The organism is Thermoanaerobacter sp. CM-CNRG TB177, assembly GCF_018588165.1.
GTDB lineage: Bacteria > Bacillota > Thermoanaerobacteria > Thermoanaerobacterales > Thermoanaerobacteraceae > Thermoanaerobacter > Thermoanaerobacter thermocopriae.
The window spans coordinates 1-11,808 of sequence record NZ_JAFCAC010000080.1; the positions used below are offsets into that span (position 1 = coordinate 1).

Below are 11,808 nucleotides of genomic sequence, written 5' to 3' on the forward strand. Positions count from 1 at the left end.
TGTTTTGTTTTCCATAATCTATTTTATCACAGGGGTTGTCTCTTGTTTTTTTTTTACTCAAAAAATCCTACGATAATTTTACACTATGTGCAATTATTTAGTTCCTCTAAATTAAAAATAAAAGGAAGATATGCTTTATTAAAAATATTCCCTGGCCCTATAATAATTGCTTTTAATTTTTCCATGTCAACACCTCATATAATTAAAGTCCAGGATATGCAAACAATTCAGAAATAACTAAAGATACTGCGCCAATTGCCCCTGCATGGAATTTAAGTTTGGAAGTTTTTATTTTTACTTTATAATATCTATAAACAAGACTTTTATCCTCTACTTCTTTTAAAACTTCATTTAAAATTAAGTCATCAGCTAGAGACAAAGTATTTCCAATAATTATAAGTTCGGGATTAAAAGTATTTATAATATTGACTACACCTACTCCTAATTTTCTTCCTATTTCTTTTAAAGCTTCTACAGCTATTTTGCTCCCTTTTCGCGCATAATCGATAATGTCAATAGCACTCAGTGTATAAAAGTTATTTTTGTTTATATACTCATCAGACTTTCCCATTAGCAATTGTGTATTTATGTATTCAAGCAATGCTTTTTCTGAAGCATAATTTTCCCAACATCCTGTATTGCCACACCTGCACTGATGGTCATAAATATCAATTGTCATATGTCCCATTTCTCCAGCAAGACCTACTGTGCCTCTGTATAACTCTCCATTAATTATTATTCCTGTACCAATACCAATTCCAGCACTCACATAAACAAGATTGTTATATTTGGCACCTACCCCAAACCACTTTTCTCCTATAGCTCCTACATTTGCTTCATTATCTATGTGTACCTTAATTTTGAATTTATCTTCTATAATTTGTTTAAGAGGTACATTTTCCCATTTTAAATTTGGCGCTAATAATATACTGCCTTTCTTGTAATCCACAATGCCAGGAACACCGCTCCCGATTCCTAAAATTCCTCTTATTGTTTCAGGAGCACTTGAGATTGCTTCATCAATCAGTTCTATCAAACGTTCAATAATCGTTTGCTGGTTCTCGCCAATTTTTATATCTATTTTCTTTTCCCAAATAACATTTGCCATCAAATCAGTTAAGACAATTAGTATATAATTTACATCCAAATCAATACCTATTATGCATCCAGCTTTGTTATTTATGCTTAATATGATTGGCTTCCTGCCACCTTTTGATTCTCCTGGCCCCTCTTCTTTCACAAACCCCTCGTTTATAAGTTCATCAACAAGGAAAGATACCGTTGACTTGTTTAACCCTGTAATGTGTGCAATATCCGCTCTTGAAACATTCCCCTTTTTTCTTATGGTATTTAATACTATTGATTTATTTATTTGCTTAACTAATAATTGATCCGCTGTTATCATTTGTTCACCCTTCTATTGCCATTATTATTTTCTAGTGTAAATTATACCATATTAAACTCTCGAGAAAAAATTAAAATAATTTTTGATTATTTTTTACTTTAAATTTATCTTTTTGATTTTGCATTCAAGACAAATTCTCCTGCTCAAAAGCAAACAAAAATCATACGTATATGCTAACAATAATTATATACAAAACAATTGCTGAAAATGTGTTAATTGCAAGCACATTTGAAACAAACCATTTATTTTCATTATGATCCTCTTTCATGTAAAGAGGAATAATAAAAGGTGGGGGTAAAATAAACATTGTCATTAAAGCCGCCTGGAAAAGTCTATCTAAATGTAAAATTTTTACAAAAACTAAATTATTTATTATTAACACGATTAAGAGCAATAGCAAGTTTCTTAATAATACCGTTAATAGGGCAACTTTTAAATTATCTCTCTTAAATCTTATTTCATAACCTATGATGATAGAAATTAAAGGAACTGTTAACGTTGATAATAATTTGATCGTCTCCAAAAACGCCAACAAAATTGTACTCTTTTCAAAAACATTTATTAAACCCGCTTTTTGCGAAATTATTCCTAAAAATATAGCAATTATCACTGGCGTTTTTATAAATGAATAGAACATATCCCAATAGTTTATTTTGTCATGTTCTTTTTTGTGCATCGTAAGTATTCCTACCAGCACAAAAAAGACAAATATAACCTGTCCCAAATCAATAACTGCAAATTTAAACAAGTTTTATAACCCAAAAGTTATGGAAAATAATGAGTACCCTAACATCCCGGCTTCAAACCCTGTAAATAACAAAGGAAAATAATCGTATTTAATTTTTAAAATTGTTTTTAGAAACTTTCCAATATATAAAAGACCAATGCAAATAATGAACATTCCCAAAATGATTGACAAATATTTAATTTCAAAATTAGTATTCGAGAAAGATAAAAAAAGCAAAGAGGGAAGAGAAAAGTTTACAATCACTTTCTTTAATTCAGAAATTGTACTTTCATTTATAAAATTACTTTTTCTGAAAAACGCTCCTACCAAAAATAAAAGTAAAATAGGTAAAACTTTACTCGTTACTTCTAAAATCATGTAATCTCTCCTCTAAATTTTGTATGGGTTCAAAATTTATTTAAACTGTTATTTGTTTTTAGAGATTACATCTACCCATACAGCTATAAGTAGAATCAGCCCTTTTACTACAAATTGCCAAAATGGTGGTGAGTTAAGCATGCTCATTCCATTGTCTATACTAGCCATAACCAGTGCACCTATTACTGCTCCAAATACAGTTCCTACACCTCCGCTTAAACTAGCGCCTCCAATAACACTTGCAGCGATAGCATCTAACTCTGCATTTTGCCCTGCTGACACAGATGCAGCATTTAAGGTTGATGTCAATAGCACCCCAGCAAATGCAGCAAGTAAGCCATTCAAAGCAAATAAAATCAATGTAATTTTTTTAACATCAATTCCTGATAATTTAGCAGCCTCTACATTGCCACCAATAGCATACACTCTTCTTCCAAATACCGTTTTTGATGAAATATATGAAAAAACTAACATTAATATCAGTAGAATTAGTACAGATAGTGGCACCCCTCTATATAAGTTTAAAATGAAGATAAATAAACCTATAAAAAATATTAAAATCGCTATCTTTAGCATATCAATCCACAAAGGAGGTAATTCCAAATTATACTTAGCTTTCGTTTTTCTACTATTTAATACCAAATAAATTACTAAAAAAACTGCTATAACTCCTAATATATATTCACTGCTCGGTGTTAAATAAGCTTGGCCAATAAATTGAAAATCTGTACTTAAAGGAGCAATAGTATACCCTTTACTTATACCAATTAAAATTCCCCTGAAAACAAGCAAGCCTGCAAGGGTAACAATAAAAGCCGGAACATTTCTATATGCTACCCACCATCCATTCCATAAGCCTAATAATATTCCTATTATTAAAGCTATAAAAATAGAAACTAACCCATTTAAGTTATACCATACATTCAGTATAGCAGCTATTCCACCTGTCAATCCCAACAAAGAACCAACCGACAAATCGATTTGTCCTGCAATAATTACAAAAACCATTCCAATCGCTAATATCCCAGTAACAGTTGTTTGTCTCAAAAGATTAGATATGTTTCTGGGTGTAATAAAATTCCCATCGGTAGCAACAGAAAATATAATCCATATCGCTACTAAAGCTAATACCATTGTATACAATTTTATATTTAAATTTAAACCGCTAAATCTCTTTATGATATCTTTTTCTGTTTTGTCGCTTTTAATCATTATTACTTCTACCTCCTATTGCACATTGCATTATCATTTCTTGAGTTACATTTTTGTTTTCAAATTCTCCCTTCTTTTCACCATCATGCATTACAATTATTCTGTCGCTTATACCTAGTATTTCCGGCAATTCTGAAGAAATCATTATTATTGAAATACCTTCTTTAGCAAGCGAAAACATTAATTTATAAATCTCATATTTTGCTCCAACATCAATACCTCTTGTAGGCTCATCTAAAATTAATATTTTAGGTTTACTTAATAGGTTTTTTGCCAATACCACTTTTTGTTGATTTCCACCACTTAAGTTTTTTACTTGTGTACTAAAATGCGATGTTTTTATATTTATCGTCTTAATATAGTCTTTTACATCTAATAGTTCCCTGTTCTCATCTATTGTACCTATCAGATTTTTTTTATAATTTTCTAAATTTGATATAGTCATATTTTCTTTTACTGACATTAAACTAATAAGCCCCTCTTTTTTCCTGTCTTCCGGTACCATTGCAATACCATATTTTAATGCATCACTTGGATTTTTGATAATAATCTTCTTCCCTTCCAAATATACATCTCCTGTCCATTTTCCAGGATAAGAACCAAAAATACTCGAAACAAGCTCTGTACGTCCTGCACCAATCAGACCTGCAATTCCTAAAATTTCTCCTTTCCTAAGTTTAAAACTCACATTTTTTACTATTCTTCTGTTTTGAATTTTTGTGTCATAAACATTGAAATCTCTTACTTCAAAAAATACCTCTCCTATAAAGTGTTTTTCTCTTTGATAAAGTTGAGATAACTCTCGCCCTACCATCATACTTATAATCTTTTCTTTTGTTAAATTTTTTGCAGAATCAGTCCCTATAGTTTTACCATCCCTAATCACAGTTACAGTATCCGCAATTTCCATTACTTCATCTAATTTATGGGAAATATAGATACATGTAACTCCATTTTCTTTTAATTTCTTTAATATTTTTAGTAGAATTTCAACATCTGCTTCTGTTAGAGAAGATGTAGGTTCATCCAAGATCAATAAGCTTGCATTCTTAGATAATGCTTTTGCAATTTCCACTAATTGTTGTTGCCCAACTCCTAAATTTTTCACTAACGTGTTAGGATCAATATCTAAATTAAATTGTTGTAAGATTTTTTTAGCATTAAGGTACATTTGGTCAAAATCTACTATTCCATTTTTATTCGGCTCATTGCCTATAAAAATATTCTCCTTTACTGAAAGTTCTTTTATTAACGCCAATTCCTGATGTATAATAGCAATTCCTTTCTTTTCTGCATCTTTGATTGAATGTAGAATTAATTTCTCTCCATTAAAAAATATGTCTCCACAATAGGTGCCATAAGGATACACACCACTTAATATTTTCATCAATGTAGATTTACCAGCACCGTTTTCTCCACAAAGAGCATGGATTTCACCTCTTTTTACCTTGAAAGACACATCATCCAATGCTCTAATTCCTGGAAATTCTTTTGTAATATTGTACATTTCCAATATATATTCACTCATAAAAACCCTCCAATTGCAGTTTTCCTTTAAATCTTGGAATAAGTAGGGGAAGAGATTCTTCCCCTACTTAATTTATTTACTGTTTTGGCCATTGATCTTTGGAAACATTTTTGTAAACATCTTCTAATTTCTGAAATCCATCTTTTATAACTGTATCTACCATATTATTCTTATCTACTGCAATAGGAGTTAACAACATGGAAGGTACATCTATTTTCCCATTGTTCACTGTACCATTAGTTTCCACTTTTTCCCCTTTTGCAATAGAAACTGCCATTTCAGCTGCTTTTGTAGCTTCCAATACAATCGGTTTGTATACAGTCATTGTCTGTTTTCCTTCTACAATCAATTGGCAATTAGCTAAATCGGCATCCTGGCCAGAAATTGGAATTTTGCCAGCTAATCCTTGCTCGTCTAAAGCCCTAATTGCCCCTAATGCAGTACTATCGTTCGCAGCAACTACTGCATCAATCTTATTATTATTAGCAACTAAAGCATTCTGCATAATTTTATAAGCCTCATTAGTATCCCAATTTTTAGCCCATTGTTCTCCTACAATCTTAATATCACCCTTGTCAACCAGTGGTTTTAATACTTTCATTTGTCCCTCATAGAATAGTTTCGCGTTATTATCGGTTGGAGAACCTTCAAGTAAAAAATATCTTCCTTTTGGTACTAATTTGGTAATTGCTTCTGCTTGCAATTCTCCCACTTTTACATTATCAAAAGAAACATAATAATCAAGATCAGAATTCATTATTAATCTATCATACGCTAAAACCTTTACACCTGCTTTATGGGCTTCTTCCACTATAGGCGCTATCGCACTTCCATCTGTAGGTAATATAACCAAAACTTGTATTCCTTGAGCAAGCAAGTTTTGACATTGTGAATATTGTAATTGTGGATCACTATTAGCCGATTGAACTAACACTTCCGCCCCTAATTCCTGTGCTTTTTTAACAAACAAATCTCTATCTTTTTGCCATCTTTCTAACGCCAAATTGTCCATGCTGAATCCTATTTTTATTTTTTCCGGGGCTTTTGTCGATTCGTTAGAAGATGGAGTTGTAGAAGAACTATTTGATTGATTATTCTGTGTAGTAGCACACCCAGAAAGAATAATCCCCAATGTAAACATTGCTACAATTAACAAAGCAAATTTCTTAGAGACTTTTTTAAACATACTCTATTCTCCTTCCTAAAATTTTGTTTGAATTATTATTTGCAAATCCATATTTTGTAAATCAAACAAAGCCCTCATACCACCTCCTTAGCTAATTTCAACAATTCTTTTAAATGTATTTTTTAGTAAGTAATACAAGTCCTTATATACAGTATAAACCTCATTATATTTATCTTTATTTTCCTCAATCGGATACACACTGTCATTGACTTTGATGAGTTCACTAGTCGCCTCCTCAACATCTTTAAATATTCCATATCCTACAGCCGCCATTATTGCTGCGCCAAAAGCTGGTCCTTCAGTTGCATTTACCATGTCTACTCTGACACCGAAAATATCTGCAAGTACTTGTCTCCACAATACGCTTTTTGCACCACCACCGCTTACTCTTACTTCATTTACCGGTATATTGAGTTCTTTTATTATCTCAAGTGAATCTCTAAGCCCAAATGCTACACCTTCAAGTATTGCTCTTGTTATATGCCCTCTATTGTGTGTCATGTTTAATCCTATAAAACTTCCTCTTGCGTAGGGGGCACTGTATGGAGTTCTTTCCCCCATTAGATAGGGTAAAAATATTAGTCCGCCACTGGCTGGTGTTACTTTTCCTGCTTCTTCTAAAAGCTTTTCATATGTTATAGAAGAACCATTAAAGTTAATTATGTTATCTATCCACCATTTTAAACAAGCGGCTGCTGAGAGCATTACTCCCATTACATGCCATTTGCCATTAGCATGACAGAAAGAGTGTAATCTGTTTTCTTCATCTACTACATATTTGTCTTGACTTGCAAATACAACTCCTGAAGTGCCAAGTGCAACTGATACTATGCCACTTTTTACTGTTCCTGTCCCTACTGCTCCACTGGCTTGGTCTCCTCCTCCGCCTACAACTATTGTTCCTTCTTTTAATCCTGTTAAATCAGCTACGTCTTTTGTGACATATCCAGTTACCTCCGTAGATTCATAACATTTTGGCATCCAATTATAAGGTATGTCTAATGCATCTAGCATGTCTTTTGACCATTTTCTATTTTCTACATCAAATAACAATGTACCTGATGCGTCTGATACATCTGTTGCATATTCATTTGTCAATTTAAATCTGATGTAATCTTTAGGCAAAAGTATATGATGAATCTTTTTATATACATCAGGGCGATGTTTTCTTACCCATAATATCTTTGGGGCTGTAAATCCGGTTAAAGCTTTGTTCCCTGTGTATTTTGTCAATCTTTCTTTACCTAATTTTTGGGTAATATAATCACATTCCTCTTGCGTTCTTTGGTCATTCCAAAGTATAGCAGGCAATAGTACATTGTTGTTCTCATCTAAAAGCACAAGGCCATGCATTTGTCCACTTAGCCCTATGCCTTTTATATCATCATTTTTTACACCAGTTTTAATTATTAACTCACGTATGCCATCTTTTGTGGCATTCCACCAATCTTCAGGGTTTTGTTCTGACCAGCCTGGCTGAGGGTAATATACTGGATATTCTTTTGATGTGCTTCCTATTACATTTCCATTTTCCTCTACTAAAATTATCTTTACAGCTGATGTACCCAAATCTATCCCAAGAAAATACATATTTTAGCCCTCCGTCATTCACTAAATAAATACTGATTTAATATTGACTCCAGTAGTTCCTGCTTGCCTGATTTGTTCTCAATTTTTGGATTGTTTAATGCGTATTCTTCAAGAGTTTTAAAATTCGCTTTCCCACTTACTATCTCTGCTCCTATGCCTTCTCGATAACTTTTGTATCTTTCTTCTATAAATCTATCAAATACACCATCTTTAACAAGCTTATAGGCTACTTTGAATCCTTTTGCAAATGCATCCATACCCGCTATATGCCCTAAAAATAAATCTTCTGGCTCAAAGGAGGCACGCCTTACTTTCGCATCGAAGTTAAGTCCACCTTTGTTAAAACCTCCCATCTTTATGACTTCGTACATCGCAAGGGTTGTCATTCGTATGTCTGTTGGATATTGGTCTGTATCCCATCCTAAAAGCATATCTCCCATATTTGCATCTATAGAGCCTAACATATTGTTAATCCTTGCATATCTTAATTCATGTTGAAAGTCATGTCCTGCAAGTGTCGCATGGTTCGCTTCTATGTTTAATTTGAAGTATTTATCAAGGTCGTACTTCTTTAAAAATGCATGTACACTTGCTGCATCAAAATCATATTGGTGTTTTGTCGGTTCTTTAGGTTTTGGCTCAATTAAAAACTGCCCTTCAAATCCTATCTCTTGTGCATATTCTACTGCCATGTGCAAAAATCTTGCTAAGTTATCAAGTTCCAATTCCATATCTGTGTTAAGTAATGTTTCATATCCTTCTCTTCCACCCCAAAATACATAGTTCTGTCCTCCAAGTTCTTTTGTTATCTCAAGTGCTTTTTTTACTTGCGCTGCTGCATATGCAAATACATCTGCATTACAGGAAGTAGCTGCTCCATGTACAAATCTCGGATTTGAAAAAAGGTTCGCTGTGCCCCATAATACTTTTGTTTTGCTCGTCTTTAAGTAGTCTTTTATCATTGCAACTATTGTATCTAAATTTTTGTTCGTCTCCCTTAATGTCTCTCCTTCCGGAGCTATATCTCTGTCATGGAAACAGAAAAATGGTACGTCGAGTTTTTCAAATAGTTCAAAGGCTGCTTCTACTCTCGCTTTGGCAATATCCATAGGGTCAGTAAAATGGTCCCATGGCCTTTGCATTGTGGGTGCTCCAAATGGATCTGTCCCATTGGCTGTAAATGTGTGCCAGTACGCTACTGAAAAACGCAAGTGTTCTTTTAAAGGTTTTCCGTCTATTATTTCATCTGGATTGTAAAATTTAAATGCATATGGATTGTTTGATTTTGGTCCTTCATATTTTATTTGTGGTACATTTTTGAAGTATTCCATGTCATTTTCCTCCTTTTTGAAAATATAATTATTTAAAACTTTGCTCCAAGTGCCATGCAATATATGCTTCCATTGTCTCATTTGAAAGCTCCGTGTGGTATCCTGCAGGATCGAATCTTGTAGCAGCAGGGCCAAATGCCCATATTCCGACACTGTTTTTTAATTTTCTTTTCATTTATATAACCACCCCAATAGTTTATTGATTCAACAAACTTATATTATATATATTCGACGTATATTAAAAAAATCCTCCTTTTTGAGTAAAAAAATAAAAAAAATAAAGCCACGGAGTGACATATACTCCAATGGCTTTATTTTTCTACAATTCTTCCTATATCCTATGTTTTTATCTCAAATCTTTTAATATCTGTATTTTTCCCGCAAACAGCTAATACATCACCTTCATTAATCTCATAGTCCGGCCCTGGTGATACAATGATTTCATCATTAAATTTTTTTACCGCTACGACATTTAATCCATATTTTTCTCTCACGTTTATTTCCTTTAACGTTTTGCCAAACCATTCTTCAATTGGAAGAATTTCTGCTATGCTGTATTCCTTAGAAAACTCAATAAGGTCTATTAAATTGCTAGAAAAAACATTTCTGGCAACCCTTATGCCCATATCTTTTTCAGGCATAACAACCCTGTCTGCTCCAACCTTATAAAGAACCCTCGCGTGTAATTCATTGTGAGCTTTTGCTATTACGTATTTTACTCCCAATTCTTTCACAAGCATTGTTACCATAATGCTTGATTCCATGTTCTTTCCTATAGCAACTATAGCCACATCAAAATTTTTCACACCTAGGGACTTAAGTACATTTTCATCAGTAGCATCAGCCCTCACTGCATGTGTAACCAAGCCATTCATAGCTTGCACCAATTCTTCATCTTCATCTATAACCAGTACGTCATTGCCCATTTCATATAAAGTCTTAGCCAAACTTATGCCAAAGCTTCCTAACCCAATAACAACGAATTGTTTCATCGTCCCACCTCTATTTAACCCACCATAATTTTTTCTTCAGCATATTTTATTATAGGTTTAGGCCTTCTCTGCCTTTTTGCCAATGCCAGCGCCAATGTTAAAGGACCAACTCTGCCAGTATACATTGTAAATATTATAATAATTTTGCCAACTGTACTCAATTCGGGGGTAAGCCCAAGTGATAGTCCTACAGTTCCAAAAGCTGAAGTCGTCTCGTATAATACAGTCAAAAAGTTGGATGTTTCAGTAATAGATAAAACCATAGTCACGGAGAAAATAATAAAAACACTTATAAAAGATATAGCTACAGCTTTATAGACTATGTTTCTGCTAATAGTGCGCTTATAAAGTACTGTCTCTTCTTCACCTTGTATAACTGATAACACAGTATATAGTATAACCGCGAAAGTAGTTGTCTTGATGCCTCCACCTGTTCCAGCTGGAGAAGCTCCAATAAACATAAGTATTATTGTCAAAAATTTAGACGCTATAGTCATGTCAGAAAGCGATAACGTATTAAAGCCAGCTGTCCTTGGTGTCACAGCTTGAAATAATGCTGCAAGTATTTTTGTAGGAAAATCCAGTGGTCCTAATGTTTTTGGATTATTGTATTCAAATAAAAATATAAGCAGTGTACCGATGGCAATTAAAAGCAACGTGATAGTTATAACAATTTTTGAATGCAGTGTAAATTTGTTAAAATGTCTATGTTCGTATATATCAAGCAAAACGTAAAATCCTAATCCACCAAATATTATCAAACCCATTACGACCAGGTTTACCACCCAGTCAGAAACATAACCCGTTAGACTCTTAAAATTCCCCATAAGATCAAAGCCAGCATTATTAAATGCAGAAATAGAATGGAACAAGCCATAATACACTGCTTTTTTTAATCCCATCTGCGGTAAAAATCTCAAAGTCAACATAATTGCGCCAATGCTTTCAAATAAAAAAGAAACCATTAGTATATACTTGGCAAATTTCACAATGCCTCCGAGGCTATTTGTATTGAAAGCTTCTTGCATCACCAATCTCTCTTTAAAGGTTATCTTCCTACCAAGGATCAACGCGAAAAGCGTTGACATGGTCATAATACCTAAACCGCCAACTTGTATCAGCAACATTATCACTATTTGCCCAAAAACAGACCAATATGTTTTTGTGTCAACAACTACAAGGCCAGTAACACATGTAGCTGATGTAGCCGTAAAAAGCGCAGTTAAAAAATCTGTTCTCTCTCCACTTTTAGTTGCCACAGGTAGCATTAGTAATAAAGTTCCAATTAATATAATAGTCGCAAATCCTAAAGCAAGTACTTGAGTAGGTGTTAGTTTTATTTTTATTATAAAAATCACCTTCCCATGAAAAAAGCAAGAAGCCTATGGAACCACTTCTTCTTTAAAATATCGGTTCTATAATAAATGTTGGGGTGGATAAAAAACATCTCATAAAAAAG

The 11,808-nt window shown here is 33.3% G+C and carries 11 protein-coding genes and 1 pseudogene; all 12 read right to left on the reverse strand.

Annotation, left to right across the window (positions count from 1 at the left end; translation table 11 throughout):
• Nucleotides 1-95: 95 nt before the first annotated feature.
• Nucleotides 96-185: pseudogene (locus I4N53_RS09930) on the reverse strand (gfo/Idh/MocA family oxidoreductase); the annotation flags it as partial.
• Nucleotides 186-202: 17 nt separating this feature from the next.
• The gene (locus I4N53_RS09935; protein WP_214496140.1) at nt 203-1,405 is read right to left on the reverse strand and encodes an ROK family transcriptional regulator; all 1,203 of its coding nucleotides are present in this window, start codon (nt 1,403-1,405) and stop codon (nt 203-205) included.
• A gap of 160 nt (nt 1,406-1,565) precedes the next feature.
• Complete coding sequence (locus tag I4N53_RS09940; RefSeq protein WP_214496141.1) at nt 1,566-2,153, reverse strand: hypothetical protein; 588 nt, start codon at nt 2,151-2,153, stop codon at nt 1,566-1,568.
• 3 nt (nt 2,154-2,156) lie between these two features.
• On the reverse strand, nt 2,157-2,510 hold the full coding sequence (locus tag I4N53_RS09945; protein ID WP_214496142.1) for an AEC family transporter: 354 nt from the start codon (nt 2,508-2,510) through the stop codon (nt 2,157-2,159).
• Nucleotides 2,511-2,558: 48 nt separating this feature from the next.
• The gene (locus I4N53_RS09950) at nt 2,559-3,722 is read right to left on the reverse strand and encodes a sugar ABC transporter permease (protein ID WP_214496143.1); all 1,164 of its coding nucleotides are present in this window, start codon (nt 3,720-3,722) and stop codon (nt 2,559-2,561) included.
• Nucleotides 3,715-5,250 carry a xylose ABC transporter ATP-binding protein gene (locus I4N53_RS09955; protein WP_214496144.1) on the reverse strand — a complete coding sequence of 512 codons (1,536 nt, stop codon included), beginning with the start codon at nt 5,248-5,250 and terminating at the stop codon, nt 3,715-3,717. Before I4N53_RS09955 ends, I4N53_RS09950 begins: the two co-directional genes overlap by 8 nt.
• A gap of 76 nt (nt 5,251-5,326) precedes the next feature.
• Nucleotides 5,327-6,436 (reverse strand): D-xylose ABC transporter substrate-binding protein, encoded by a 1,110-nt coding sequence (xylF, locus tag I4N53_RS09960; protein ID WP_214496145.1) that lies wholly within the window; start codon nt 6,434-6,436, stop codon nt 5,327-5,329.
• Nucleotides 6,437-6,523: 87 nt separating this feature from the next.
• Nucleotides 6,524-8,026: a xylulokinase gene (gene xylB, locus I4N53_RS09965; protein ID WP_214496146.1), complete on the reverse strand. Its 1,503-nt coding sequence runs from the start codon at nt 8,024-8,026 to the stop codon at nt 6,524-6,526.
• 14 nt (nt 8,027-8,040) lie between these two features.
• Nucleotides 8,041-9,357: a xylose isomerase gene (gene xylA / locus I4N53_RS09970; RefSeq protein WP_013570854.1), complete on the reverse strand. Its 1,317-nt coding sequence runs from the start codon at nt 9,355-9,357 to the stop codon at nt 8,041-8,043.
• Nucleotides 9,358-9,385: 28 nt separating this feature from the next.
• A complete protein-coding gene (locus tag I4N53_RS09975; RefSeq protein ID WP_013149658.1) occupies nt 9,386-9,532 on the reverse strand; it encodes a hypothetical protein in 147 nt (48 codons plus the stop codon).
• Between the two features lie 163 nt (nt 9,533-9,695).
• A complete protein-coding gene (locus I4N53_RS09980; RefSeq protein ID WP_013149657.1) occupies nt 9,696-10,349 on the reverse strand; it encodes a TrkA family potassium uptake protein in 654 nt (217 codons plus the stop codon).
• A gap of 14 nt (nt 10,350-10,363) precedes the next feature.
• The gene (locus I4N53_RS09985; protein WP_214496147.1) at nt 10,364-11,707 is read right to left on the reverse strand and encodes a TrkH family potassium uptake protein; all 1,344 of its coding nucleotides are present in this window, start codon (nt 11,705-11,707) and stop codon (nt 10,364-10,366) included.
• Nucleotides 11,708-11,808 lie beyond the last annotated feature (101 nt).

Excerpts from the sequence above, each read along its gene's own strand:
- I4N53_RS09935 (WP_214496140.1), bottom strand. The coding sequence starts at position 1,405 with ATGATAACAGCGGATCAATTATTAGTTAAGCAAATAAATAAATCAATA.
- I4N53_RS09945 (WP_214496142.1), bottom strand. The coding sequence starts at position 2,510 with ATGATTTTAGAAGTAACGAGTAAAGTTTTACCTATTTTACTTTTATTT.
- I4N53_RS09950 (WP_214496143.1), bottom strand. The coding sequence starts at position 3,722 with ATGATTAAAAGCGACAAAACAGAAAAAGATATCATAAAGAGATTTAGC.
- I4N53_RS09955 (WP_214496144.1), bottom strand. The coding sequence starts at position 5,250 with ATGAGTGAATATATATTGGAAATGTACAATATTACAAAAGAATTTCCA.
- xylF (WP_214496145.1), bottom strand. The coding sequence starts at position 6,436 with ATGTTTAAAAAAGTCTCTAAGAAATTTGCTTTGTTAATTGTAGCAATG.
- xylB (WP_214496146.1), bottom strand. The coding sequence starts at position 8,026 with ATGTATTTTCTTGGGATAGATTTGGGTACATCAGCTGTAAAGATAATT.
- xylA (WP_013570854.1), bottom strand. The coding sequence starts at position 9,357 with ATGGAATACTTCAAAAATGTACCACAAATAAAATATGAAGGACCAAAA.
- I4N53_RS09975 (WP_013149658.1), bottom strand. The coding sequence starts at position 9,532 with ATGAAAAGAAAATTAAAAAACAGTGTCGGAATATGGGCATTTGGCCCT.
- I4N53_RS09980 (WP_013149657.1), bottom strand. The coding sequence starts at position 10,349 with ATGAAACAATTCGTTGTTATTGGGTTAGGAAGCTTTGGCATAAGTTTG.